Origin of the sequence: Carboxydothermus islandicus (assembly GCF_001950325.1) — a bacterium.
Classification (GTDB): Bacteria; Bacillota; Z-2901; order Carboxydothermales; family Carboxydothermaceae; genus Carboxydothermus; species Carboxydothermus islandicus.
On sequence record NZ_BDJL01000055.1, the window covers coordinates 82,415 to 108,957 of the forward strand.

The 26,543-nt window shown below is 42.0% G+C and carries 25 protein-coding genes; 4 read left to right on the forward strand and 21 right to left on the reverse strand.

Annotated elements, in window-relative coordinates:
* The first annotated feature begins 48 nt into the window (after window positions 1-48).
* Window positions 49-2,721 carry an FAD-binding and (Fe-S)-binding domain-containing protein gene (locus tag ciss_RS08580; RefSeq protein WP_075865910.1) on the forward strand — a complete coding sequence of 891 codons (2,673 nt, stop codon included), beginning with the start codon at window positions 49-51 and terminating at the stop codon, window positions 2,719-2,721.
* A gap of 57 nt (window positions 2,722-2,778) precedes the next feature.
* Here the strand turns inward: ciss_RS08580 and ciss_RS08585 are convergent, their stop codons facing one another.
* The 3 genes from ciss_RS08585 to ciss_RS08595 form a co-directional block, all read right to left on the reverse strand.
* Complete coding sequence (locus ciss_RS08585) at window positions 2,779-3,969, reverse strand: L-lactate MFS transporter (protein ID WP_075865913.1); 1,191 nt, start codon at window positions 3,967-3,969, stop codon at window positions 2,779-2,781.
* A 314-nt stretch (window positions 3,970-4,283) separates the two neighbouring features.
* Window positions 4,284-5,816 (reverse strand): solute symporter family protein, encoded by a 1,533-nt coding sequence (locus tag ciss_RS08590; RefSeq protein WP_075865916.1) that lies wholly within the window; start codon window positions 5,814-5,816, stop codon window positions 4,284-4,286.
* A gap of 2 nt (window positions 5,817-5,818) precedes the next feature.
* Window positions 5,819-6,154 carry a DUF485 domain-containing protein gene (locus ciss_RS08595; RefSeq protein ID WP_075865918.1) on the reverse strand — a complete coding sequence of 112 codons (336 nt, stop codon included), beginning with the start codon at window positions 6,152-6,154 and terminating at the stop codon, window positions 5,819-5,821.
* A 264-nt stretch (window positions 6,155-6,418) separates the two neighbouring features.
* Here ciss_RS08595 and ciss_RS08600 point away from each other — a divergent pair, with 264 nt between their 5' ends.
* From ciss_RS08600 to ciss_RS08610, 3 genes are all read left to right on the forward strand, one after another.
* The gene (locus ciss_RS08600) at window positions 6,419-8,314 is read left to right on the forward strand and encodes a DUF294 nucleotidyltransferase-like domain-containing protein (protein WP_075865921.1); all 1,896 of its coding nucleotides are present in this window, start codon (window positions 6,419-6,421) and stop codon (window positions 8,312-8,314) included.
* 12 nt (window positions 8,315-8,326) lie between these two features.
* Window positions 8,327-8,995 carry a 3'-5' exonuclease gene (locus ciss_RS08605; RefSeq protein WP_075865924.1) on the forward strand — a complete coding sequence of 223 codons (669 nt, stop codon included), beginning with the start codon at window positions 8,327-8,329 and terminating at the stop codon, window positions 8,993-8,995.
* Between the two features lie 123 nt (window positions 8,996-9,118).
* On the forward strand, window positions 9,119-12,166 hold the full coding sequence (locus ciss_RS08610) for an FAD-binding and (Fe-S)-binding domain-containing protein (protein WP_075865927.1): 3,048 nt from the start codon (window positions 9,119-9,121) through the stop codon (window positions 12,164-12,166).
* 53 nt (window positions 12,167-12,219) lie between these two features.
* Here ciss_RS08610 and ciss_RS08615 read toward each other — a convergent pair whose 3' ends face one another.
* From ciss_RS08615 to sigG, 18 genes are all read right to left on the reverse strand, one after another.
* Window positions 12,220-12,717, reverse strand: coding sequence for a DivIVA domain-containing protein (locus ciss_RS08615; protein WP_075865930.1), 498 nt, complete (start codon window positions 12,715-12,717; stop codon window positions 12,220-12,222).
* 18 nt (window positions 12,718-12,735) lie between these two features.
* The gene (locus ciss_RS08620; protein WP_075865933.1) at window positions 12,736-13,476 is read right to left on the reverse strand and encodes a YlmH family RNA-binding protein; all 741 of its coding nucleotides are present in this window, start codon (window positions 13,474-13,476) and stop codon (window positions 12,736-12,738) included.
* A 4-nt stretch (window positions 13,477-13,480) separates the two neighbouring features.
* A complete protein-coding gene (locus ciss_RS08625) occupies window positions 13,481-13,744 on the reverse strand; it encodes a YggT family protein (RefSeq protein ID WP_075865936.1) in 264 nt (87 codons plus the stop codon).
* A gap of 13 nt (window positions 13,745-13,757) precedes the next feature.
* Window positions 13,758-14,537 (reverse strand): pyrroline-5-carboxylate reductase, encoded by a 780-nt coding sequence (gene proC / locus ciss_RS08630; RefSeq protein ID WP_075865939.1) that lies wholly within the window; start codon window positions 14,535-14,537, stop codon window positions 13,758-13,760.
* A gap of 15 nt (window positions 14,538-14,552) precedes the next feature.
* Window positions 14,553-14,966, reverse strand: a complete 414-nt coding sequence (locus ciss_RS08635) for a cell division protein SepF (RefSeq protein ID WP_075865942.1) — start codon at window positions 14,964-14,966, stop codon at window positions 14,553-14,555.
* A 14-nt stretch (window positions 14,967-14,980) separates the two neighbouring features.
* Window positions 14,981-15,655, reverse strand: a complete 675-nt coding sequence (locus ciss_RS08640) for a YggS family pyridoxal phosphate-dependent enzyme (RefSeq protein WP_075865945.1) — start codon at window positions 15,653-15,655, stop codon at window positions 14,981-14,983.
* Between the two features lie 23 nt (window positions 15,656-15,678).
* Window positions 15,679-16,611 (reverse strand): biotin/lipoyl attachment domain-containing protein, encoded by a 933-nt coding sequence (locus ciss_RS08645; RefSeq protein WP_075865947.1) that lies wholly within the window; start codon window positions 16,609-16,611, stop codon window positions 15,679-15,681.
* Between the two features lie 13 nt (window positions 16,612-16,624).
* Window positions 16,625-17,284 (reverse strand): phosphate signaling complex protein PhoU, encoded by a 660-nt coding sequence (gene phoU, locus ciss_RS08650; protein ID WP_075865950.1) that lies wholly within the window; start codon window positions 17,282-17,284, stop codon window positions 16,625-16,627.
* Window positions 17,285-17,287: 3 nt separating this feature from the next.
* Complete coding sequence (pnpS, locus tag ciss_RS08655) at window positions 17,288-18,643, reverse strand: two-component system histidine kinase PnpS (RefSeq protein ID WP_075865954.1); 1,356 nt, start codon at window positions 18,641-18,643, stop codon at window positions 17,288-17,290.
* On the reverse strand, window positions 18,640-19,335 hold the full coding sequence (locus ciss_RS08660) for a response regulator transcription factor (RefSeq protein WP_075865957.1): 696 nt from the start codon (window positions 19,333-19,335) through the stop codon (window positions 18,640-18,642). The genes pnpS and ciss_RS08660 overlap by 4 nt, the downstream gene beginning before the upstream one ends.
* 1 nt (window position 19,336) lies before the next feature.
* Entirely contained in the window at window positions 19,337-20,143 is an 807-nt protein-coding gene (pgeF, locus tag ciss_RS08665) for a peptidoglycan editing factor PgeF (protein WP_075865960.1), read from the reverse strand.
* Window positions 20,143-21,657: an MBL fold metallo-hydrolase RNA specificity domain-containing protein gene (locus ciss_RS08670; protein ID WP_075865963.1), complete on the reverse strand. Its 1,515-nt coding sequence runs from the start codon at window positions 21,655-21,657 to the stop codon at window positions 20,143-20,145. The genes pgeF and ciss_RS08670 overlap by 1 nt, the downstream gene beginning before the upstream one ends.
* Window positions 21,658-21,738: 81 nt before the next feature.
* Window positions 21,739-22,248, reverse strand: a complete 510-nt coding sequence (nrdG, locus tag ciss_RS08675) for an anaerobic ribonucleoside-triphosphate reductase activating protein (protein ID WP_075865966.1) — start codon at window positions 22,246-22,248, stop codon at window positions 21,739-21,741.
* Window positions 22,248-24,263, reverse strand: coding sequence for an anaerobic ribonucleoside-triphosphate reductase (gene nrdD, locus ciss_RS08680; protein ID WP_075865969.1), 2,016 nt, complete (start codon window positions 24,261-24,263; stop codon window positions 22,248-22,250). Before nrdD ends, nrdG begins: the two co-directional genes overlap by 1 nt.
* Window positions 24,264-24,266: 3 nt before the next feature.
* On the reverse strand, window positions 24,267-24,728 hold the full coding sequence (gene nrdR / locus ciss_RS08685; RefSeq protein ID WP_075865970.1) for a transcriptional regulator NrdR: 462 nt from the start codon (window positions 24,726-24,728) through the stop codon (window positions 24,267-24,269).
* Window positions 24,729-24,841: 113 nt separating this feature from the next.
* Window positions 24,842-25,099 (reverse strand): YlmC/YmxH family sporulation protein, encoded by a 258-nt coding sequence (locus ciss_RS08690; protein ID WP_075865971.1) that lies wholly within the window; start codon window positions 25,097-25,099, stop codon window positions 24,842-24,844.
* Window positions 25,100-25,145: 46 nt separating this feature from the next.
* The gene (gene spoIIR, locus ciss_RS08695) at window positions 25,146-25,673 is read right to left on the reverse strand and encodes a stage II sporulation protein R (protein WP_075865972.1); all 528 of its coding nucleotides are present in this window, start codon (window positions 25,671-25,673) and stop codon (window positions 25,146-25,148) included.
* Between the two features lie 46 nt (window positions 25,674-25,719).
* Window positions 25,720-26,493 (reverse strand): RNA polymerase sporulation sigma factor SigG, encoded by a 774-nt coding sequence (gene sigG, locus ciss_RS08700; RefSeq protein ID WP_075865973.1) that lies wholly within the window; start codon window positions 26,491-26,493, stop codon window positions 25,720-25,722.
* Between the last annotated feature and the right edge of the window lie 50 nt (window positions 26,494-26,543).

Here is a 26,543-nt window from a genome sequence, read left to right on the forward strand (position 1 = left end):
TTTTTTGTTACAAGTTTCTCAAAATAATTTTTGCAGGAGGTTTTAGAAATGGAAAAATTAAAGGAAATTTTTCAGGAACGTTTTCGGGATAATTACCTTGAAAGAATTCTTTACAGCCATGACATGGGGGTTATCCCGAGTGCCGTTAAAAAGACTTTTAACTCCCTACCCGACGCTGTAGTTCAGCCAGTAAACAAAGAAGAAATTAAACAGTTGGTAATTTATGCGCAAACGGCAAAAATCCCTATTGTTCCCCGGGGCGCTGCTACCGCTGGCTTCGGAGGAGCTGTTCCTACTAAAGGTGGAATTGTGGTAGATTTTATCAGGATGAAAAACATTATTTCCTTTAACCCGGAAAAGCAAACCGTTACCGTTGAGCCAGGGCTTGTCTGGCAGGAGTTGGATGAGTATCTAAACCGTTACGGTTACACGCTACGGCTCTATCCTACCAGCTATCCCGGTTCCACCGTTGGCGGCTGGGTTGCCCAGGGCGGCACGGGAATCGGTAGTTATAAGTTTGGAAGCTTTTTGGAAAATATCGTAGAGGTTAAAGCCATCCTGGGGGACGGAACGGAAAAAATTTTTGCCGGTGACGAGCTTAAATTAATTTACGGTTTAGAAGGTATCACCGGCTTAATTTACGAAGTTACGATAAAAATTATGCCCAGAAAAGAAGAAGTCCCTGTACTGGCAGCTTTTCCTGAACTTGAAAATTTAAGTTCATTAATGGATAGTTTGGAAAAAGAAAATCTTCCCCTGTGGTCCGTAAATTTAATGTCCCCGGAATTTGTAAAACTTCAACAAAAAGCCCAAAATCACCATATTCTTCCTGAAGATAAATATTTTCTTAATTTTGTCCTGCTATCCCCAACCCAGAAAGATTTAGATAGTCTTACTGCAACCTTAAACCGGTTTGGCGGAAAAATAATGCCCTCCGCTATTGCTGAAGAGGAATGGAACAACCGTTTTTATCCCATGCGTTTAAAACGTCTTGGTCCGTCAATTGTAGCTTCCGAAGTTTTATTGCCAAAAAATCAAGCCTGGCGCTTTTTAACTGAAACAAAAAATAAGTTTAAAGGCGAATTTGCTTTTGAAGGTACTTTTGCTGCTAAAGACCAAATTACCTTCTTGGGTTTCCTTTTAGCCGATGAGCGCAAGCTTAATTTCCCTCTCCTTTATGCCAACTCGTTAGTAGTAAATGATCTGGCTTTTAAAATGAATGGTCGCATCTTTGCCCTTGGCATGTACTTTACCGATTATGCGGAAGAGTTTTTAGGTAAAGATTTAGTGTCAAAAATTTTAAACTTTAAACAAAAAACCGACCCAAGCGGTATCTTAAATCCAGGCAAAATTCTTCCTCCATCTTTAGACAAAAACTCTCCCTTAAAAGCTTTAAACGCCGCTATGAAGAGCGCTAATTTCAGTAAATCTCTCTTGGGCGGACTCGGTAAACTGTTAGGCGGCAGCAGAGAAGATAATGGCAACGGTAAAGCCGTAAAGGGACTACCGGCAGAAATGGTAGAAGAAAGTTATATTTGTGCCCAGTGCGGTTTTTGCCGAACCAATTGTACCGTCTTCATGCCCGACCCCTGGGAATCGAACTCTCCCAGAGGTAAATGGTATTTATTAAACCAGTATGCTAAAGGAGAAATTGAACTTAACGAAGAATTAGTAAGCTCGTTAGTACTGTGTACCACCTGCAAGAAGTGCGATGTGGTCTGTCAAACCAACTTACCTAACGCCGAACGCTGGATTGGCTTAAGACCGATAGTTAACGAAAAGGGTTATATTATTACCGGTCTGGATTTAGTTAAAGAGAACGTAGTAAATACCGGAAACTTCTGGGGAGTACCAAAAGAGGCTAAAAACTGGCTTCTTCCTGATATTGAATATGTAGAAGAAGGGGAAATTGCCTACTGGCCGGGTTGCTGGGCAAGTATCATCATGAAAAATATGCCGCAAAACATAGCCAGGATAATGAATAAAGCAGGAGTACCTTTTGTGTACCTGGGTGATGCGGAAGGTTGCTGCGGCTTATACCACGCTCTTGGCGGGTATCAAGAACAGTTTGCCGAAAAAGTCCGGGAAAATTACCGAAATTTAAAAGCCCGGGGTATTAAAAAATTAATTCTCTCCTGTCCCGGCTGTTTTGCTACCTTTACCGAAAACTATCATCAAATAGCCCATCACTTGGGAATTAACTGGGATATTGAAACCGAACATGTCACCGTATTTTTAAACCGTCTCATTGAACAAGGAAAACTAAAATTCACAGAACCCCTTAATGTTAAGGTAACCTACCACGATTCCTGTCATGTCGGACGCTGGTTTAATATTTACGATGAACCGAGAAATGTTTTAAAAGCTTTACCGGGAGTAGAGTTAGTAGAAATGCAGCACAACCGGGAAAAAGGTCTCTGCTGCGGTCTGGTAGCATCGTTCCACTCTATGCCAACCGTTGCTTATTCAGGGCAAAAGCGGATTCAGGAGGCAATTGACACCCAGGCTGATTATATAGTAACTAACTGTGCCGGCTGCGGTTCACAGATGAATTATACTTCTAATGCTTTAAATGCGAAAGTAAGGCAAAAAGATATTACCGATTTAGTTGCTATGGCTCTTGGAATAAATGACATTTTTGACCCTACCGAGCCAATAAAAAACTACATGGAAGCTGCCATTAAGCTCTTAGCTCCCTCCTGCGTAATGTTGAAAAAGTAACAAAAGGGACGGTTCTGTCGGAACAGAAAATGGTGGTTGACAGAACCGTCCCTAAAATTACGCTTTGGCCAGAACATACCGCGGTATTTTTAAAAGTAAAGCAAGCACTACCGCTCCTCCTAAAAGGACAGCAGAAATTTTATAGGCTAAAAGGTAACTTCCCGTCAGGTCTACCACTTTACCCGCTAAAAGCGGACCAAAAACCCCTCCAATACCCCAGGCGGTAAAAACTAAACCATAATTTACTCCAAGATTTTTTGTACCGTAATAATCGGCCGTAGCCGAAGGGAAAAGGCTCAATAAAGCACCGTAAGCTAAACCGGCAATTGCCGTACCGATAGCCATACTGCCGATGGTATGATAAGTTCCAAAGAGAAGCATATTAACCCCGCCAGCCAGGAAAACTAAAAGCATGGTGTTGACCCTGCCAATTCTATCGGATACCAGTCCCGCCAATATTCTGCCGGAAGCATTAAAAATTGCCAGCAAAGCCACCAGCCAAAAGCCTTTTTCCCAGTTGGCTTGATCTTTGGCAATGGTTGTAATGTGACCGATTACCATGAGCCCCGCCGAAGCAGAAAAAGCAAACATCAACCATAAAAGATAAAAACGGGAAGTTTTTAACATCTCCTGCCAGGTAAAATCCACACTAATTTTTGAAGTTTTACCGGTTGCTCCCGTCGCCCGGTAATCTGCGGGAGGGTCGGTTAACAATTGAGCCAGGATAACGGTAATTACCAAAAAAATCATACCTAAATAGATAAAAGTTCTCTCTAAGCCAAAATGATTTAAAAACCAGGTGGTAAGGGGTGAAATATATACTGAAGCCAGACCAAATCCGCTTACTACAATTCCCGTAATTAACCCCTTCTTTTCAGGATCGAACCATTTCACCGCTGCCGGAGTTGCTGCCGCATAACCAAGACCAATTCCCGTCCCTGCCAGAATTCCAAAGGAAATAATCAAACCCGGTAGGGACGTTATTAATCCGCCCAAAATCATTCCGCTACCTATTAATATTCCCCCCACCGTTGCCACCTTGCGCGGACCTATCTGGTCCTGGAGCCGGCCGGCAAAAACCATGATAATCGCAAAAACCGCACAAGCTATGGTATAGGGAAGTGCCGCCTGGGTATTACTCCAGCCCTGGGCAACTAACGCTTTCTTTATTACGCTCCAGCTGTAAAGCACCCCAAGCATTAAATTAATTCCGGTACCAGCAGCGGTTACCAAGATACCTTTATTCACTTTTTCCCCCCCTGTCTAATAAAGTATTGAAATTAACTGTTCTGCTACCCTCCTTTCCCTTAATATTCACTTTTAGATTATAGGTTTGATATCCCCGAACAACAATAAAACTTACTTTAAAAGCCACATTTTGCGGTTGAGTTACCAAATTTTCGGGGGCAATTGTTTTAAATTTTAAAAAAATAGCAATTCGAACATTAATTTTAGCATTTCAAGAAAAAACCCCGCCTTTAGTTTTATACCTAAAGGCGGGACCGTTATCCTGGCAGCAGTACCCGGCCCTCACGCAGGATACCGCGCCAAAGTTTTAACCCTTACATTTCGGCCCCTAGACCGGTATTGGCTCGAACAGAAAGTTCGGCAAATTTTTCTTCCGCCGCTTTTTCCACTTTAAGATAGCTCCCCAAAATTGCTCCTAAAAAGCCCAGCGGAACACTGACAATTCCGGGATTTTTTAAGGGGAAGATTGCCGCTTCTTTACCCATGACATCAGGACCAATCATAACCAGGCCCACCGAGGCTATCAAACCTGTTAAAATACCGGTCACCACTCCGGCAGTATTAAACCGCTTCCAGAACATCGATAAAACAATTACCGGTAAATTAGCGCTGGAAGCTACCGCAAAAGCTAAAGCCACTAAGTGAGCGACGTTCATGCCTTTGGCCAATATTCCAATTAAGATGGATAGTATCCCTACCGTTAGTGCCGTTAGCCTTGCTACCTTCACCTGCTCGGCTTCACTGGCTTTTCCTCCCCGTAAGACGTTGGTGTAAAAGTCATGGGCAAAAGCCGAGGAAGCGGAGATGGTAAGGCCGGCAACTACCGCTAAGATAGTTGCAAAAGCAACTGCTGCGATAAAGGCTAAGAAAAATTCTCCTCCAAGAGTACCGGGGCCACCACCGATATACTGGGCTAAGAGGGGAGCCGCCATATTACCGCCTTTATCAAAGCTTTTTACCACATCCTGCCCAACAAAGTAGGCAGCGCCAAAACCCAGGAAGGTAGTCAATATATAAAACGTTCCAATAATTAACATTGCGATGACCACAGACTTTCTTGCTTCTTTAGCATTGGGCACGGTGTAAAATCTAACCAGAATATGGGGAAGACCGGCAGTACCAAAGATTAGCGCAATACCAAGGGAAATTTGATCCCACGGATTTTTATACAAATTCCCCGGCTCCAAAAAACTTTGGCCGAATTTTTGTGAAACGGCTCCCATAAATTTAACCAAACTAAAATCAAAGTGGGCCAGCACGGCAATTGAAAGCACTATGGTTCCGGTCATTAACAGGATAGCTTTGATAATTTGCACCCAGGTAGTAGCTAACATTCCGCCAAACACCACATATAAAACCATGAGTATACCGATTACCACAACAGCCGTTTCGTACTTCCAGCCTAAAAGAAGTTTAATCAAGTTGCCCGAACCTACCATCTGGGCAATCATATAAAAGAGGCTCACCGTTAAAGTACTTAGCGCTGCCACCGACCGGACAGTTTTATTATTCATCCGGTAGGCTAAAACATCCGCCATCGTATATTTACCTGAATTCCGTAAAGGTTCCGCTACCACCAGCAAAACCGTAAGATACGCCACCAGCCAGCCTACGGAATACATAAAGCCATCATAACCATAAAGACAAATCAGTCCGGCAATCCCCAAAAACGATGCAGCACTCATATAGTCGCCAGCTACCGCAATACCATTTTGCACTCCGGTAATTGACCTTCCCGCCGCATAAAATTCCGACGTAGTCTTGGTCCTTTTAGCCGCCCAGTAAGTTATGATGAGGGTAATAAGAACAATAATGGAAAAAAGGGTAAACGCCAAATTAATCTTCATCCCTACGCCCCTCCTTTAACTTCTTTAATAATTTCCTCCGCCAGGGGGTCAAACACTTTGTTGGCTTTTTGCACATACAGATAAGCCAAAATCCATGCCATGAAGAACTGGGATAAGGCAAATAAATACGCCAGATTAATGCTGCCGATTACCTGTTTCTTCATGATTTCCGGGAAAAAGCCAACAGAAATCGGCAACAAAAAGTAGTAAATAACGAAAAAGATGACCCCCTTTACAATAAAACTTTTCTTTTCGGCAATGAGTTTCTGGTACTTTGGGTTCTCGTCGATGTGGGATAGTTTTTCCTTTAAAAGCTGCTGTTCTCTTAAATGTTCCATAAAACCTCCTCCTTTCCGGGCTTACGCCCCTGTTTTTAATATTAAAGTATTATTTATTAAAATTTTCTGACAATTATCTCTCCTTAAACGGTTTTATTTTTAGAGCCAACTGCCTAATTTCCCCTCTTTAGTTGAAACTAAAAAATAAGAAAAAAGAAAAATGCAGTTAAAACAGCCTTTTTGGCAGTTCGGAGGAATTTTAGTGACAGTAAATTCAAAAAGCTATTATATTTATAAAAAATCCCCTTAAAGGAGGGAATTTCTTTGCCCCAAACTCTATCCCATATTTATCCTTTTTCTTTGCTGCCGGAAAATCATTTAGAAGAATTAAGTAATAACCTTACTTCCCGTAACTACCAGCCGGGGGAATATATTTTCAGGGAAAAAGAACCGGCACGAAACGGTCTATTTCTCGTCTTTAACGGCATTTTAGAAATTGTGGTTACCAGCGAACGCGGTCAGGATATCGTCATAAGTCTCCGCCGTCCGGGAGAATTTTTCGGCGAGGCGGTGCTTTTTAGCGGTGAACCTTACCCGGCAGGTATTCGAGCCGCAACGGAAGCCTTAATTGGGTTTATCCCGAAAAATATTTTTATGGAGATTTTAAACAAAAATCTCCCTTTTACTGCCGCCTTTAACAAAATTCTTACCGACCGTCTGCGGGAATTATATTTAGAAATATCCCGGGAAAGTCAAACAGAATCGTATTCGCCGCTAAACATTATTAAAAAAGCTTCCCAGCTCATGAATCCTGACGTGGTAAAAGCAACCCCCGGTGAGTCGATTAAAACTATAGCTAACCTCATGGCCCAGCACCAGGTAAGCTCGGTAGTTATCGTTGATAATTACAATCGCCCTTTGGGAATTATTACCGAACACGACCTGGTAAGAAAAGTTTTAGCCGAAAGTAAAACTCCTACCGACTCTTTAATAGCCCTGGACATTATGAATAAAAATCCGGCAACGATAAGCCCGGATGCTTACTACTCCCAGATTCTTTTAGAAATGATTAAAAAACAAGTACGCCACCTTTTGGTAACCGAAAATGAAACCCTGTTAGGCATTATTACCTTAAAAGACCTTTTAAAAAGCCGGGAAACCGGCACCATTACCATCGTTAATTCTTTGGAGACCGCCAGTAGCTCAAAAGAAATTAAACAGGGATTGAAAGATGCCGAAGGGGTATTAACCGCTCTCGTTTCCGAAAAAGCCGGAATTGCCGAAATTTATAAAATCATGACCGAATTTTTCGATCGAGCGTACCGAAAAGCGGTAGAGCTGGCTCTCGCTGAAATGGAGAAAGAGTCAGGTCCTCCTCCAGCCGATTTTTGCTTTATTAACATGGGCAGTGCCGGTCGGGAAGAACAATATTTACGCACCGACCTGGATAACGGTCTTCTCTGGGATAACCCCCAGGAGGAGCCCAAAATAGTTCAGGATTACTTTTTAAAACTTGGCCAAAAAATCAATAACCTGTTAATAGAAGTGGGTTTTAGTCCCTGTAAAGGCGGAGTAATGGCCAGCAATCCTTTATGGAACGGGCAAATAATAAGTTGGGAACAAAAACTTTTGGAATGGTTTTTAAACTTAACCGGTGAAAATATTCGGCTTTTTTCCATCTTTCTCGATTTTCGCCCGGTTTACGGTAATTTTAAATTAGCCGAAAAATTAAAAGAGCAGGTTTTAGAACAGCTTTCCCAAACCCCAATAGTGTTTTTCCATTTAGCCCGGGATGAGTATTTAAATAAAGTGCCGCTTAACGTCTGGCATTCGTTTATTACCCCCAGATCCGGTCCCCGCAAAGATATGCTTGATTTAAAAAGACAGGGGACAATCCATTTTGTCGATGCCATCCGCCTTTTTGCCTTAAGGGAAAAATACTATTCGTCCAGCGCCACTTTAACACGTTTAAAGTTTTTAGAAACAAAACAGATTTTTTCCCGGGAAGAAATTGAAAACTTTCAATTTGCTTTTGAAACCCTTTCTTTATTTAGAATCAAAGAAAATTTAAGCAAAATTAAAGTAAACCTAACCCCGACAAATCTTATTAATCCTTACCATTTGCCCCGCAAAGACCAAATGCTTTTAAAAGAAGCTTTAATTTACGCTCAGAAACTTCAGCAACTAACCGCCAACGCCTTCCGGGTAACTGTCTTTTAAGGAGGAATCTCAATGATAAGATCCATAAGAAAATTTTTAGAACCAAATAAAAATCCGCTTCGCACTAAAATTGAAAAGATAAATGCTTTTTACCCTTACGACATTCCGCTTATAAATTTAACCTATACGGTAATTGACCTGGAAACCACCGGCCTAAAACCTTTTCAGGGGGACGAAATTATCGCTATTGGTGCGGTAAAAATTATTAACGGTAACATTACCCGTCCAACTTTTCATGCTTATGTCAACCCCCAGCGGGAAATACCCGAAATAGTCCAAAGATTAACCGGGATTAGCCCAAAAACTGTGCAAAACGCCCCTCCTCTTATTAATACCCTGACAACTTTCCTGGATTTTGCCGATAACTCGGTTATCGTAGGGCATTCGGTAAATTTTGACCTGGCTTTTTTAAATAAGCATCTAACTTCCTTAACCGGAAAAAAATTAACCCCCCGTATCCTGGATACCGTGGATTTAGGACTATATCTCTTTCCCCGGGAACCAAACTATTCTTTAGAAAATTTTGCCCAAAAATTTGCTATAAGCCTCCGGGGAAGACACACTGCTCTGGGGGATGCGATAATTTGCGCTAAAGTTTTTTTGAATTTTTTAAAAATACTTGAGTTAAAAAATATAAATACTTGGTGGCAACTTTCACAAGAGATATATAAAGTCTTATAATATTAGACACTTCTCACCTTTTCTTTCTAAAATTTTTCACTTTTCGCCCCCTTCTAAACCATATTGACAGCGAAATTTTCTTGCAGTATACTTAAAATAGCCTACGAAAGGGAGGAAGGAGTAATGGTGGCGGAAAAAAGAAGTTTTTCACAAGCCGAGCAGGCCGAACTTCAGCGTAAGTTTGGTGCGCGGGTCAACTTTAATTACAATGAGCGAATTTTATATGACCATGATGTAGGTGCCTTACCAAGCCTAATTAAACCACTGGTAGGTGACACCACCCCTGCCGGTATTGTTCAGCCGGAAAACGAAGAAGAATTAATCTGGCTTTTTAAGTGGGCCAGAAATAAGAAAGTTCCCCTTACGCCGAGGGCTTCCGCATCTTCCGGCTACGGTGGAGTGTTACCGGTTTTAGGCGGGTTGGTTATAGACTTATCCCGCTTTAACAAAATTATCGCCCATGATGAAAAATCCCAAACGGTAACGGTTCAGGGCGGTGTAGTGTGGAAAGATTTAGAATATTATTTAAGTTTTTACGGTCTTGCCCCGAGAATGGTTCCTACCAGTGCCCCGGCTTCAACGGTTGGCGGTTGGGTAGCTCAGGAAGGATCCGGTATCGGTAGCTACAAGTACGGCTGGTTTAAAGAAAATGTGGTTAGCGTCAGAGCTGTCTTAGCCAACGGTGAAGTCCGCACCTTTACCGGAAAAGATTTAGATTTGATTTTTGGTACCATGGGAACTATCGGGGTTATTACCGAAGTTACTTTAAAGGTAAAACATCTTAAAGATACCCACGTAATTGCCGCAAACTTCCAGTCAGCTAAAGATTTACAAAATTTTATTCTTGATTTAGGCAAAAGCGGCCTTGATATCTGGCATGTTGGTTTTATCAATCCAACGGCTGCCGAATTAAAAAACCAGTTACCTCCCAAGATACACCACGGGCACGAAGAAAAAGGACCAGTTCTCCCCAAAGGCTTTATAACCATTGTTGCCTTTGAAGACAGCAATATAGCCGGTAAAATAGAAAGTTTAGCTGCAAAAAATGGTGGAGAAATATTACCGGCGGAAATAACCAAGCACGAATGGGAGCAACGCTACAATCCCATGAAAGTTAAACGAATTGGTCCTTCATTAGTGCCAGCAGAAGTCGTGATTCCCAAAAATCGCTTAAGTGAAGTATTTAATGAGTTTGAACGCTTGATTTCCCTTCCTTTAGTCGTTGAAGGTACGGTTGTAGGCGATAGTGAAATTGTCCTTTTAGGCTTTATCCCGCACGATGAACGAAAGTTTTCCTTTAACTTTGCCTATAGCCTATCTCTTACCGTTTTAAAAACGGCGAAAAAGTTTGGCGGTAGAAGCTATGCCGCAGGGCTCTATTTAGCTAATGAAGCACCAGCGGTCTATGGCGAAAGGTTACAAAAAATTAAAGAATTAAAAGCTAAAGTGGACCCCGATGGTTTATTTAACCCCTTGAAACTTGAAGGAAAAGGCATCATTAATACGGTTATGTCCCTGGCCAATACTTTTGAAGGGGTAGCCCGGTGGTTCGGCAATAAAGCAAAACCCGACTTGGGCGAAAAATTCGCAGCGAAAAACGGAATTCCCGGAAACGTCGCCTGGTATGCTTATGCCTGCGCCCAGTGCGGTTACTGCCGCAACGTATGTACTCTGTATGACGGCCGTGGCTGGGAGTCGGCAAGCCCCCGGGGTAAATGGTCGTTTATTCGCAAGGTAATTGAAGGAAAAGCCAAGTTTGATCAAAAAATGGTCGATACTTTCCTGCTCTGTACCACTTGCGAGAAGTGTGACTTTGTTTGTCAGTTAGATTTACCCATTGAACCGTCCTGGGGAGTCCTGCGGGGCGACCTTGTAATGGAAAAAGGTTATATGACCTTCCCGGCCTTTGAAATGATGGCTGCCAGTTTACAAAAAGATATCAACATCTGGGCGGGCTTTCGGGAAGACCGGGATAAGTGGGTCCCGGACGACTTAAAAGGCAAAATTAAAGACCAAGCTGAAATCGCTTATTTTGCCGGCTGCACCGCAAGTTACGTCGAAAACGACATTGCCATTGCTTCAGCCCGGCTTTTAGATGCGGCGGGCATTGAGTTTACCTACCTTGGCAAAGATGAAGCATGCTGCGGTATACCCATGTTAGTTTCCGGACGCTGGGATGTCTTCCAGGAAATCGTTAAGCACAACATTACCGAAGCTAAAAAACGGGGTGTAAAAACGGTTGTAACTTCCTGCCCAGCCTGCTGGTTATCGTGGCATGACCTGTACCCCGAATGGGCGAAAAAGCTCGGTCTTGAATACGATATTGAAGCCAAGCATTATTCACAGGTATTAGAAGAAAAAATTAAATCCGGCGAGCTCAAATTCACCCATGAAGTCAATGCCCGGGTTACTTTCCACGACTCGTGCCATATCGGTCGGGCGGGCGGCGTTTACGAACCACCCCGGGAGCTTATTAAAGCGGTACCCGGCGTCGAATTCGTGGAAATGGAACACAACCGGGAAAATGCCCTCTGCTGCGGTAGCGTGTTAACCCGTATTGGCGAATCCCATCCCACTTCCGATAAATTAGGTGGAAAGCGGGTAAACGAAGCCGTTAAAGTTAACGCTGATATGCTTATAGCCCTTTGCCCCTGCTGCCAGTTTCAGTTAAGGGTAGCGGCCGATAAAAACAATATCGATATGCCGGTAGTCGACTTGGCTGCCTTTGCTGCCAAAGGTTTGGGAATCGAGTTACCAAATCCTACCCCTTATGCTTTAGAGCTGTGGGCCGTGTTTGAAAAGATGATTGCTTTGATGACTCCGGAAGGCTTTGCTCAAGTTATGAAGGCTCTCTTCCCGCAAATGTTTAAAGCAATGCCGGGCTACATGGTGGCAATGATGAAAGTCATGCGGGCAATCCCCGGTGGACTTTCCTTAATGAAGCCAATGATGCCCAAGATGATGCCTATGTTGATGCCCATGGTGATGCCCAAGGTCCTTCCGGATATGCTGAGAGAAGTGGAAAAACGGATTCCGATGCCCGATTACATGAAGCGGCAGATGCCCAACCTGATGCCGGTGGTTATGGACCGGCTGATGCCTAAGATGCTGCCGGATGTAGCAAAACTTGTTACCGATGATATGATTTCGTATATTAAGACCAGCTTGTAATTGCCGGATCTGATAGTTAAAAAGCCCTGCAGTTTTCCTGCAGGGCTTTTTTGTTAAGGCATTTCCACGTTTTTGGGCTTTATTTGAGAAATTTGGCGGTCTTTAGTATTTAGGTCTTTTTCACCCACCTCGTCTAAATAACTTAATAACAACGCTTTAAATTCCCTTTTGAATTTTTCGTATTCCTGGTTTAATCTTTCGTATTCTTCCATAATTTTTTGCACCTCTAACTTAGCTTGACTTATCATTTCTCCTTTTTGATTTTGCGCCGTTTTAAGAATAATTTCCGCTTCTTTTTTAGCGTTTTCGATTATTTCTCCTGCAGTTTTTTCCGCCACAATTAAAGCTTGATTTATTCTGTCTTCTAAAAGCTTAAAATTTGCTAATTGCTGTTCTTTAGCCTCAAGTAACTCTTTTAACCGTTGATTCTCGGCAAGTAGTTTTTCTAAATCCTGGGCTACCATTTCTAAAATATTATCCACTGCTTCCGGCTCGTAACCCCGAAAAACCCTTTTAAATTCCTTTGCTCTGATTTCCACCGGCAGCTGCATTTATGACCCTCCCAAAATTTAAAGGTATCGTCTTAATATTACCTTATTTCGCCCGCTCTTACTAACTCCAGCAATTTCAACAACTTCCACCCTGCCCCGTCCTCTTAAAGAGATTACATCGCCCGGAGCAACTTCATACGAAGGTTTAACCTGCAATTTCCAGTTAACCCTTACTTTTTGCCCTTCGATTTCCTTAACCATCTGGCTTCGGGAAATTCCAAAGCCGCTGGCCCCAACACTATCAAGTCTTAGAGACTTCACAAAAGCAACTATTTCCCGGGTTTTGGCTTCTGGTAATAAAAGCTCCTCCCGAACAATTTCCTTAACTTTAACACTTACCCGGTGGACTTTATCTAACTGCTGAATTAAATATGGTACCAAATCCCGGTCTACCACCACCTGACAACCATTGGGAATAAGAATTAAATCACCAACTTTGTCCCTTTTTATCCCCGTACCTACGATCGCTCCCAAAAAATCCCGGTGAGTTACCGTTTGAAATTTAAAATTTCCAGTTATTTCAATAAATCCAATATTAAGTTCCACATCTTCGGGAAAAACGTAGATAGGAAAAAAAGCAAAACGGACCCGTTCCGCACTGGGATAGCCACCGTCTACTTTATAATTTACCTCTGGATAATTTCTTAATAAGTCCCGGGTAAAAGAAGCTGCAGCAGGGTCAAGAAAGTCAGTCCGAACAATCTGCCCTTTAGCAGCTCGGGAAAGCAGGTCTTCAATTTCGGCTTGACTTAGTTCCATACCATCACCCCAGCATCAACAGTAACTGTAAAATTACCATTCTCACTACTTCGAGAACAAAAAACGCCACAATTGGGGAAAAATCAATCATCCCTACCGGTGGAATAAGCCGTCTAAAGATATTCAAATAGGGATCGGTTAAAGAAGTAATAAAATTAACGATTGGATGATACGGATTAACCGGAATCCAGGTAAGTAAAATCCGAATGATAATAAGCCAGCCATAAATATTAAAAGCTATGTTAATAAAATCCGTCAAAAAATTCATGTTCCACCTCTATTTAAGTAAGATTTTTGGCCCGTTCGTAAGCTTTTTCCAGGCAGTCAGCAAACATACCTCTAATCCCCTGTTTTTCCAACTGGTATAAACCCGCCGCCGTGGTCCCACCGGGTGTTACTACCGCATCCCGGAGAATTCCCGGATGTTCCTGAGTTTCCTTGAGCATTGTTCCTGCCCCAATTAAAGTCTGAACAACCGCTTTCCTTGCTACATCCCGTGGAAGACCCAGGCGGACCGCTCCATCAATTAATGCTTCCGCTACTAAATAAATATAAGCCGGTCCACTTCCCGATAAGGCAGTAATATGGTCAAAATATTTTTCTTCGAGAAAGACCACTTCCCCCAGAGAGTTAAAGATATTGGCTAACAGCTCATCTACTTTTGATGGCGTAATCGCAATAAAACCCTGACCAATTAAAGCCGGGGTATTGGGCATTACCCTTACCACTTCGCATTCGGCAGGAACCCCCCACCCGGCTATTTTTTTCAAGGAAACTCCAGCCGCCACCGAAACTAAAATCTTACCGGTAAGCTCAGGAGCAATTTCTTTTATCACCTCTTCTACCAGGTGCGGCTTTACCGCAACAATAACCACATCAGCTTCTTTAACCAGTAGTTCACTGGTAACCGGCTCAGCCTGCTCTAAAAAAGGTTTTAAACACTCCTGATTTTTATCGGAGAGATAAAGTTTTTTTACGGGGGAAGGTTGTTGTTTCAATAAGCCCCGGGCAATTGCCCCGCCCATTTGGCCCACGCCAATTATTCCCACAGCTGGTTTCATAGTTAATCCTCCACGTTATTTAAAAGGGTTAAAAAAGGTTTTATCCCGAAACTCGCGCATTTCCCCTTCGATTAAAACATTTTGGGGAGCAAATAGATAAATCTGGGGGTTAATTTTATGTAAATGCCCACCTAAAGCATAGGTAGTGCCCATCAGGAAATCAATAATTCTACGGCCCAATTCCCCATCAATTCGCTCTAAATTCACCACCACCGGACTTCCGGATTTTAAACTGTCCGCAATGCTTTGCACTTCGTCAAAACTTCTTGGTTCAAAAACCATCATCTTGAGCATGCTCATTCCCGGCAAAGCAACTAAATTAGCTTTCCCTCTTACTTTTTTCGCCGGTTCTTTTTCAACGTACTCTTCTTCTTCCTCCTCACTAAATCCCATAAAATTTAAGACCTTATCCAAAAAACCTCCCGACATAAATACCCTCCCCTTTAATAGTTTCTCTCCCCAAAAAGCAAGGTACCCAAACGAATAATGTTGGCACCTTCCTCCACCGCCACTTTATAGTCGTTGGACATCCCCATAGAAAGGTACTGGAATTTATCGTTCTCCGGGTCTTGAGCTTTAAGTTTTAAAAAAAGCTCCCGCATAGCCCGGAAAACCGGTCTTACTTCTTCGGGGTTTTCCACGTACGGTGCTACGGTCATTAACCCGGATACCTCAAGATTCTTAAAATTTTCCCGAACTTCAAAGTAAAATTCCTCCACTTCTTCCGGCATTAAACCAAATTTTGTCTCCTCCTTTGCCATGTTAACTTCTAAAAGAACCGGAACGTTAATCCCCAATCTATAAGCCCGTTTATTTAGTTCCTCTGCCAAGTTGTAACGATCCAGTGAATGAATAAGTACAACTTTCCCTAAAATTTTATTAATTTTGTTGGTTTGCAGGTGACCGATAAAATGCCACTCGAGGTGGGGAAGCTTCTCATACTTTTCCAAAAACTCCTGAACTTTATTCTCACCAAAAGCCTCTACCCCGGCTTTACTTGCTTCTTTAATCCTTTCCACATCCACCGTTTTGGTAACTCCTAATATTTTTACCTTACTTCCCGGTCGAATTTTTGCAATTTCTCGCTTAACTTCCTGAAGCTTTTGGGATATTTCCATGGTTGATCCTCCACCCTGAAATATTAATGAAACTTGTCCCCGGGTTGGACAAGAAAAGGACGGATTAAATACTTCTTCCCTATTAATTCGTCCTTAGATACCTTTTCTCCTTCTACCAAAACATTATTTTCCCGGCGAAGCACTACTTTTACGGGAGTTAAAACAACCTCTTCGTTCTTTAGCGTATAAAGATAAGTTTTTCCGGCAATTTGTTTAACCGCTGAAACCGGAACCCAAAACCCGCTATACTCTTTGGTTTTAATAAATACCGTAACCCTTCTCTGATTTAAAAGTTCATCGGGGTAAAAATTAACGGAAAACAACGCCATTTCTCCATTTTTCCGAAGAAAATTAGCTTTCAAATTATACTTTTCATTAAGAGTTAGGCGGTACTCTCGCCCTTCTAATAAGTTATAGTTTAACGATAACTCGGGTATTACCAAGAGAATTGGATTTAAATTATCGATAATTTTTCCTAAAGGCTGTCCTTCCACCGCATCTTCTTCGACTTTCCTGGGCTGGTAGAGTTCCAGAATTTTACCTGGGTTTATAGTTTCAATATTATCGGGGCCAATAAACTCCAGACCATCGGTATTGGGAACAAATATTCCGTTTACCTTTGCTTTAACCGGAATAATTTTTTGACTGGCATTATCCTTTATTTTGGCAATTATATCTCCTTTTCTAACCTTTTTCCAGGTAAGAAGAAGTTCAACCTTGCCGTTAGCTTCGGCATAAACGGGAACTTCATTTTTAAAAAGAAATCCTTCGGTCCTGACACCATCCTCAAAAACCTTCCACTCTAAATAACCAACCGGGTTGAAGTTTTGTACCAAAAGAATTTTTCCAAAATTTAAAAGAATAAACGCAACAAAACTACCCATTAAAATGTAAAGAAAAACCTTTTTGTTTTTTTTGTTTTTTTTCTTTAGAAAAACAACTTTCGCGTTATTCATTTAATTCGCCCCATTACAGGTTTAAATCGAACCTTTCTCCGGTAACCAGGTAAATAACCGCCTCACCAATATTGGTAGCATAGTCGGCAATACGTTCCAAAAACCGGGCAACAAATAACAATGAAGTAGCCTGAGCAATGGTTTTGGGGTCCTCCATCATATAAGTCAGCAATTCCCTGAAAACCTGCGAGTAAAGATGATCAACTTCATCATCTAACGAACACATATATTTTGCTTTCTCCACATCGGAACGGACATAAGCATCCAACCCATCTTTAACCATTTGCTGGGATATTTTGGCCATTCGCGGAATATCAACTAAAGGTTTAATAAGCGGCTGTCCTGCTATCCTCTTAGTTACTCGAGCTATATCAACCGCGTGGTCGCCCATCCTTTCTAAGTTTGTTATGATTTTTATCCCGGTGATTATTCGCCTTAAATCCCGGGCTATTGGTTGTTGCGTGGCAATTAAAGTTACCAACCGATCTTCAATTTCCGTTTCCAAATAGTTAATATCCCGGTCCCCGTTAATTACCCTTTGAGCCAAATCCACATCTTGTTTGGCCAGGGATTCAACCGCATCATAAATGGCCCTTTCCACCATGCTACCCATCCGTAATATTTCGTTTTCCAATTCATTTAACGCTTTATCAAAATTTCGCCGAGCTGTCATTTGCTATTCCCCCTTTTGTGCTTGTTGAGCAATAGGAACGGTAAAACCAAAAGCGCTTCCCTCTCCCACCTTGCTCTTGACCCAAACTTTTCCGTTGTGCAGTTCAATTATGTGTTTAACGATAGCAAGCCCAAGTCCGGTACCTCCCAGTTCCCGGGAACGGGCCTTGTCAACCCGGTAAAAACGCTCAAAAATCCGTTTTTGACTTTCTTCGGGAATACCAATTCCCGTATCCTTGACCACAACCTCTACCCAAGACCCCTTGACGTCGGCTGAAACTTCTATCTTTCCTCCGGCAGGGGTGTATTTTATTGCATTATCGATAAGGTTAATTAAAACCTGGCTGATCATATCGCCATCGGCCAATACTAAGGGTAAATTTTCCGGAAGGGAAATGATAAAACTTAATTCTTTTTCTTCAAGACGACTTTTAAACAAAAGCTTCATTTTTTGGACTAATTCCTGAAGCATTAGCGGTTTCGGAGCAAAATCCACCTTTTTGGCTTCAATTTTGGATAGGCTTAACAAATCATCAATTAAACGGGTCAACCTTTCGGTCTCACTGTTCATTATCTGGAGAAAATGCTTGGCAATGGTTTTATCTTCCAACGCTCCGTCCAGTAAAGTTTCCAAAAAGCCCTTAATGGAGGTTAGCGGCGTTCTTAATTCGTGCGAAACATTGGCAATAAATTCACTGCGCATTTTCTCTAACTTTCGTTCTTCGGTAATATCATCAAAAACTGCCACCAGACCAACCTTTTGGTCGTGTTCATCTTTTAAGGGTGTTACGTGAATTAAAATGGTCTTGGAATTTGGCAGTAAAAATTCTATTTCCCGGGTCATTTCTTTTAAATTGGCCAGAGCTTCCTTTAAAAATTTTTCTAATTCGTAGTTTCTAATTACTTCCAAGAGAGGCTTTGGCTCCCCGGTAAAGTTTAACTTCCCGAAAAGATTTTCCAAACCTTTATTTACTAAAATAACTCTCCCTTCCCGGTCCAATACCATAACCCCGGCTTTAATTCCGGCTAAAATTGCATTAAGCCGTTTTTCACCTTCGGTAATTGCTCTATTGTACTTTTCCAGCTGCTCAATCAGGTGGTTTATATTATCAACAATTTTCCCTAATTCCTTATCATTATAATAGCTTACCTTGGAATACCGGCCCTGCCGCCATTTTGAGGTAAATTCTTCTAATAATTTAAACTTGTTATTAACTTCTTTAATAAATGCCCAAAAAATTATATATCCCAGGACAGCAAGTAAAACCCCATCCAAAATTGAAAGCAATTTTCCTTCAACCAGAAAAAGGATTATTAAATTAACAATAAACAGCAGTAACAGGCCAATCTTCAATCTCATTTCTTTTCCTCACCGAACCGGTAACCCACTCCCCGAACGGTTTCAATATAAACCGGCTCTGCCGGATTATCTTCTATCTTTTGTCGTATGTGGCGAATATGAACATCTACCGTCCGGGTATCTCCCAAAAATTCGTAGCCCCATATTTTTTCCAAAAGATATTCCCTGGTAAATACTTTACCGGGATTACTGGCTAAAAGTTTTAAAAGCTCAAACTCCTTGGGAGTAAAGTCCATTTTTTTGCCCTTAACGTAAACCGCAAATTTTTCCTGATCTATGACAATATCTTTAATTTTGATAATACCCTCTTTTTTCCCCTCTCTTCCTTCCAAACGTCTGAGTCTTGCCTTGACCCTGGCTACCAGTTCCCGGGGAGAAAAGGGCTTCACCATATAATCATCGGCCCCTAACTCTAAGCCCAGGATTTTATCCACTTCTTCCCCGCGAGCGCTTAACATGATGATTGGTATTTCCGCTGTTTTTTCATTGTTCCTGATATTTTTACATACTTCCAACCCACTCATCCCGGGAAGCATAATATCAAGGATAACTAAATCCGGTAGCTCTTTTTTTACAATCTCAAGGGCTCTTATCCCATCATAAGCTTCCAAAACTTTATAACCTTCCCGCTCCAGGTTGAACTTTATTAGCTCCACAATGGGAGCTTCATCATCCACCACCAAAATTTTCATATCATTCCTCCCTTTTTATAATCCCGGCAGCCATACGCCCGGTAACTCCAGCATCTCTGCGGTAAGAAAAAAATAAATCAGGATTACAGGATGTACAAAGATTTAAAATCTCAATGTTTTGCCGCTGAATACCAGCTTTAATTAATATTTCGGAATTTATCTCCCAGAGATTTAGAAAGTATTTACCCCCTTTTTTTATCACTCCCTTGGGATAGCCCCGGTCAAGAAAACTCTGGGCTACCTCATCGCCCACTTCATAACAGCACGGTCCGATCGCCGGCCCAATACCGCAAAAAATATTTTGCGGTTTTGCTCCTAAAGAAGAAAAAGTATAAACCATTTTTGCTCCAATTTCCGCTAACGTACCCCGCCAGCCGGCATGGGCCACTCCCAACAAAAAAGGTTCGGGCGAAAAAAAGTATAAAGGTACGCAGTCGGCATAAAACGTTAAAAGCCCAAGGTTTTTTTCTCCAGTAATTAAGCCATCGGTCTTTTTCACCGCCGAATCCAAATCTTCCATACCCCGTCCGCCATCAGAACGTTTTACAAGGGCAATATTTGTTCCATGCACCTGCTCCGCTGCTACAAAATCTCTTAAATCTAAATCCCACACTGAGGCTAAAAGTTGGCGATTCTTTATTACAGCCTCTTGTTTATCCCCCACGTGGAGGGCTAAGTTAAAACTTTGATAAGGCCCAGAACTTTGCCCCCCAAGGCGCGTGGTGAAAAAAGCATCAATACCAAAATCCTGAAATTTTTTAAAGAAAAAAAACTTTAAGCCTTTCCTTTCATTTAATAAAAACTTCATCAACTTTCTAACTCCTTAACTAATTTTTCCACTAAATCTCGGGCCTTCTCCGTTAATTGTTTAGCTCTCAATAAAGTAATTACTTTATCGATTAATACTTCTTCCGATTTTCCTGGGAGGTTTGTAAGTAAAGATATTGTTTCCTGATAACGGGGAAGGTAACACGGAACCTGATATTTTTCTTCAATTAACTTTTTTAAATTTATCCGGGCCTCGTCTTCCCCGTGAACCAGGTAAATTTGCGCAGGTTTGGGGCTAAACCTTCCGATAAACGCCAGTAACTCCCTCTGATCGGCATGGGCCGACAACCCATCATAGTGGTAAATTTCCGCCTTAACGGCGATCTCCTCACCCATAATTTTAACCTCTTTTGCTCCATCTAACAACTTTCGTCCCAGGGTATCCTGAGCTTGATAGCCAACCAACAATACCGCTGACTCCTGCCGCCATAAATTATGCTTTAAATGATGGCGTATCCTGCCCGCATCGGCCATTCCTGAAGCGGATATGATAATAGCCCGGCTAATATTGTTAAGCTTTACCGAATCCTCCTGGCTTACAGAAAAATGAAGGCCAGGAAAAGTAAGGGGATCATCTCCCCGTTTAAGTCTTTCCTGGTAATCTTCATTAAAATACATCGGATATTTTTTGAAAAGTTTGGTAATTTCCACCGCCAAAGGGCTATCGATGTACACGTCTATTGGGGGAACTTCCTTATTTTCCACTAAGTCGTTTAAAATATAAATTAAATCCTGGGTCCGCTCCATAGCAAAAGCCGGAATGACTAAATTACCGTTTCTCCTATAAACTTTTTCAATTAAAGATTTTAAAAGAGTTTTAAAATCTCCTTCCTCGGTACGAACCCGGTTACCATACGTGCTTTCTAAAACTAAAATATCGGTCAAAGGAACTTTTTGCGGTTCTTTCATAAAAGGCCTGCCATTTCGACCTAAATCACCGGTAAACAAGATAGTTCTATTAGCATCCTGCCCATTATAAGCAATTTTTATCATCGCCGAACCTAAAATGTGTCCGGCATCAAAAAAAGTAACTTCTAAACCCGGTAAGGGAGTAAAGGGAGTTTCCAAAGGTACTTTTTGAAAATATTGCAACGCATTAAAAGCATCATCAGCGGTATAAATTGGTTGCAATTCGGGCTTGCCAGCCCGCCTTAGTTTTCTGTTTTTTCTCTCCACTTCCATTTCCTGTACATGCCCGCTATCCGGAAGCATTACCGCTGCCAAATCCACCGTCGGTTCCGTCGCATAAATGGTTCCTCTAAAACCTTTTTTTACAAGCTTAGGAATTAACCCCGAATGGTCAATATGGGCATGGGTTAAAAGGACAAACTCGATTTCCCGGGGATTAAAAGGAAATTCGCCGTAATTTCTTTCCTTTATAGCTTTTGGGCCCTGAAAAAGCCCGCAATCCACCAAAAATTTGTGCCCGGCAACGTTAAACAGGTAGCACGAGCCGGTAACTGTATCAGCGGCACCGAAAAAAGTTAATTCCATTTTACTCCCCCAATCTTCTTTTTTTCTATATTACTCTCGAATTTTGGGAGTGTAAAGAAAAAAAGAGTAAATTTCAAGAATTTACTCCCATTTCACTTCTACGATTTGCTTTTGTAAAAAACTCTTTTTTAAGTCAATAAACCTCTGATTTGACGAACCTCTGAAAGGTAAAGTAAAAGTTTTAAGTTCCTTTATAAAGGGCCCATCTACCAGGTAATCAGCTGCTTTTAACAACTCTAATATTTCCGGTTGCTGTTGTCCAATTTCCATTAACTCTTCAAAGGTATAACCGGTATAAATAACCGTATTTTTGCCAAGAACCGCAATTTTTTGTACCAAATCAATTAAGTTTTTAGCCTGTAAAAACGGCTCACCTCCGGAGATGGTTAAGCCTGTTAAGAGAGGATTTTCCTTGATTTGTTCAAAAATCAGGTCGCTTTCCAATTCATAGCCCCCGGAAACCTCCCAGGTATCCGGATTATGACAACCAGCACACCGGTGAGGACAACCCTGCGTATAAACCACCAAACGCAACCCCGGACCGTCCGTGACACTTTCCCTAATAATGCCTGCTATCCTTATTTTAGCCATCATAACACCCCGTGGGGCTTACGGTCGTAAAGTTCGGCCAGTTTGGCATCGTTAAAACGATCGACCGTACTTAAATAACCGGTAATCCTTCTTACCCGCCTAATCTGCCCCTCACCGCAGGCTGGACAAAGATCAGCAATCACCCCTAAAAAGCCACAGCTTTCGCAAAAATCCAGGGGGTAGTTAATTCCCGCATATCCCATGTCATTTTTCGCCATGTGTTTAATAACTGCTTCCAGAGCTTCAAGGTTATTTAAGGGAGGCGCGGAAAACTCTACATAGCTAATGTGCCCGCCGTTACAGTACTTGTGATAAGGTCCTTCAATCTCAATCTTTTTAAATATTTCGATAGGATACGCCACCGGCACATGAAAGGAGTTAGTGTAGTATTGCTTATCGGTAACTCCGGGTATCACCCCAAACTCTTTTCGGTCTAAAGCCGTAAATCGTCCCGACAAGCCTTCCGCCGGGGTTGCCAGCAAGGCAAAGTTAAGGTCCGTTTCCTCACAAAACTCATCCACCTTCTCCCGCATCGTTTTAACTATTTTAAGTCCCAGTTCCTGAGCTTCCTCACTTTCCCCGTGATGTTTTCCGGTAAGTAAAATTAAGGTTTCCGCAAGACCAATAAAGCCTATAGAAAATGTCCCCTGCACAATTGCCGGTAAAATTGAATCTTCCGGCCCCAAATTTTCGGAACCTAAATAAATTTTTTGCCCCATAATAAAAGGTAAATCTTTTACCTTTAAATTTTTTAAAACGGAAAGCCTGTGCAGAAGCTGCTGTTTTCCCTTTTCCATAAGCCAGAATAGTTCCTGCCAAAAAACTTCCAGTTTACCCCTGGCTTTAATGGCAAGCCGGGGTAGATTTAAGGTAACCGCAGCAATGTTCCCCCGTCGTTCGGTAACTTCCGGGCCCTTCCGGTTGGCCATAACCCGGGTGCGACAGCCCATATAGCTTACCTGATCGCCGTATTTTTGATTAAAGCTACTGTCCATAAAGCTAAAAGTTGGATTTAGCCTTTTGGCAGCAACCCTTAAAGCAAGTTGAAAAAGATCGTAATTGGGATCCCCGGGCTCAAAGTTAACACCTTTTTTTAAGCGAAAAATTACATTAGGGAAAATTGGGTTTTCCCCCCGGCCCAGGCCTTTTTCGTAGGCCAGTAAAAAATTTCTCGTAACTTTGCGACCCACCTCGCTGGTGTCGGTGCCTAAATTTATACTGCTAAAAACTACCTGATTTCCTGCCCGGCTGTGCATGCTGTTTAAATTATAGATGAACGCCTCCATCGCCTGGAAAATCTCTTCCTCCGGCGCCTGTCCCATAAAAGCTGCCATATCCCGGTCAAAAAACGGAAAACTCTGTCCGCCGTACATGTCGTTCTGAGCGCTCTGCAACACAATGGCCGCCAGGGCCGCCGCACTGCCCGGACGCTTTGGCGGTCTTATATAGCCATGTCCGTTATTAAAGCCTTTTTCTAAAATTTCCTTTAAGGGATGCTGGAGGCAGTTTATGGTTTTGGCATAATAATCCAAATCATGGATGTGGTAATCGCCCCGCTTATGTAACAGCGCCAGTTCTTCGGGAATTAGCCGGGAAAGGTAGTAATGTTTGGAAGCGGCACTGGCTATTTGGTACATTTTGGCCGCCGGCGAGTGCCCGATATTGGCGTTTTCCCGGCTGGTTTCTACCAAGATTTCCGCTACGGTATCCATTAATTCCGATTTGCCTTCCCGAATCGCCGTTCTTTTTGCCCGGTAGAGAATATACGCCTTGGCCGTTTTCGCATGGCCGTTTTCAATTAAAATTTTTTCCACCGCATCCTGGACATCTTCCACGTTAAAAAGATTTCCGTTAAATTTTTTCTTTAAATATTCCAGAACCTGTAAAGTTAATTTTAAAGCCGTTTCCCTATCTTCTCCTCCCACTGCCCGGGCAGCTTTAAAAATTGCTTCGGTTATTTTAATAGGGTCAAAAGGAACTACCCTACCGTCCCGCTTGATAATCTCCGTAAACATTTCTTAATTCTCTCCCCCGTTTAATAATTTTTTCAGCTCTTCCAAAAATGAATTAACATCTTTAAACTGCCGGTATACCGAGGCAAAGCGAACATACGCTACTTCATCAAGTTTCTTTAACCGGCTCATGACCATTTCCCCAATTTCTAAACTTGTAACCTCCTGCTCTAATCTATTTTTTAGTTCCCTCTCAATCTCCTCAGCTATTTCCAACAGTTTACTCTCGGCAATCGGTCGCTTTTCGCACGCCTTTAGTAAACCCGTGTAAATTTTGTGCTTATCAAAGAGTTGCTTGCTGCCATCTTTTTTAACCACAATTAACGGCCGGTCATCCAAACGTTCATAGGTGGTAAATCTTTTGCTGCAGTTTTCACACTCCCGGCGCCTTTTAATGGCAAAACCGTCTTCCGCAGCCCGGGTATCTATCACCCGGGTATTTTCGTTACCGCAAAAAGGACACCTCAATTCCTCCCACCACCCAATATTTTGTGTTTAGGCTAATTATATACTACTATATCTTGTGTGGTCAAGGAAATAAAAGGCAAAAAAATAACCCCAGGGCATACCAGCCTGAGGTTTTACCGGGGCGGTATCTCAACAAAATTGGGAAGGTCCACCAAAATTACATCTATGCCAATTTTTTTGATTGCCGACCAGGGAATAAAAACATCATCATTCCGCGCCCAAAAGTTCCAGCTCCGGGTGCTTATCGGTATGATTAAACCGTTAATTTTACCCCTCTCCAAGTCCAGATCTATATCTTTAATCAGCCCAAGCCGCCGTCCGTCCGCAACATTAATTACTTCACGATATTTCAATTCCGAAAGTCTTAACATAAAAACACCCCCGGCCTGGTAAATTATATGCCGGAGGTCTTGAAAATTACCCTTTTTTTATCGTTTTTTTGAATTTCTTAAAGAAAAAGGACTTCAAATAATAACTTTTTACGTGAGAAGGCTCGATTCGTCCCCAATCGGCAAAACAAAGGCGGGGGTAAAGAATGCACCACCAGTTCTGCCCTTGAGCTTTGCCAATTTTTATTCTTAAAGCATCATAATAACCAGCAGGAACAATATATTCTCCATAAGAGCGCTCGGAAAAATAAAACTTTCCCATCTCCACTTTTATCCCAATATCTTTTCCCTGAGTTTTAAGATAGTTCTGGGCTACAGCATTAATGTGGGGCAGTTCATCTTTTATAATATTTAACGCTTCCTCACGACTTTTTACCGGTTTTAATTTGGGATATAAATACGTTAATACTTCATCCCTTAACCTTAACTTTAGCTCCTGGTCAGCGGGGGTATCGCTGGCAGCAATTACGTGAAAACGGATAATATCGTGCTCCACCACTTTGGGCATTATCTCCTCTTTATAGGAAAAGGAGCCAAAAATAAAACTTGCCCCCAAAAAGAAAACTCCTAAAGTGCAAATTCTTTTCAGACCTACTCCTCCCTCAAACAAACTTTCTTAAATGATTTAAAGCTGCTTTTTCCAGCCTTGAGACCTGGGCCTGGGAGATACCAATTTCTTCGGCAACCTCCATTTGAGTTTTACCTTCATAAAATCGCAATTTTAAAATAAGCCTTTCCCTTTCATTTAACCGTTCTAAAGCCTCTCTTAAAGCTATTCCTTGTAGCCAGTTATGGTCAGTATTTTTTTCATCCTTGATTTGATCCATAACATATATAGGATCACCGCCGTCCTGGTATATCGGTTCAAAAAGAGAAACCGGATCTTGAATAGCATCCAGGGCAAAAACTACCTCTTCCTGCGGAACTTTTAATTCCCGGGCAATTTCACTTATGGTCGGTTCCCGGGAAAAACGTCCGACCAAATTATCCCGCACCTGGAGAGCTTTATAAGCTACATCCCTTAAAGACCGGCTTACCCTGATGGGATTATTATCCCGCAAATAGCGGCGTATTTCTCCAATAATCATCGGTACTGCGTAAGTTGAAAATTTAACATTTTGTTCCAAATCAAAGTTGTCAATAGCTTTAATTAGCCCGATACACCCCACTTGAAAAAGGTCATCCACATATTCCCCGCGATTGGTAAATCTTTGAATTATGCTTAAGACAAGTCTCAAGTTGCCCGAAATAAGTTTTTGCCTTGCCTCCTTATCCCCTTCTTTAACTTTAAGGAAAAGTTTTTTCATTTCCTGGTTGGTTAGTACCGGCAGTTTGGAAGTATTAACTCCGCAAATCTCGACTTTGTTTGATTGCATCGCGGTCACCCCATTTGTCGGAGTTTTGACCTACCGTTATGATTATTGCC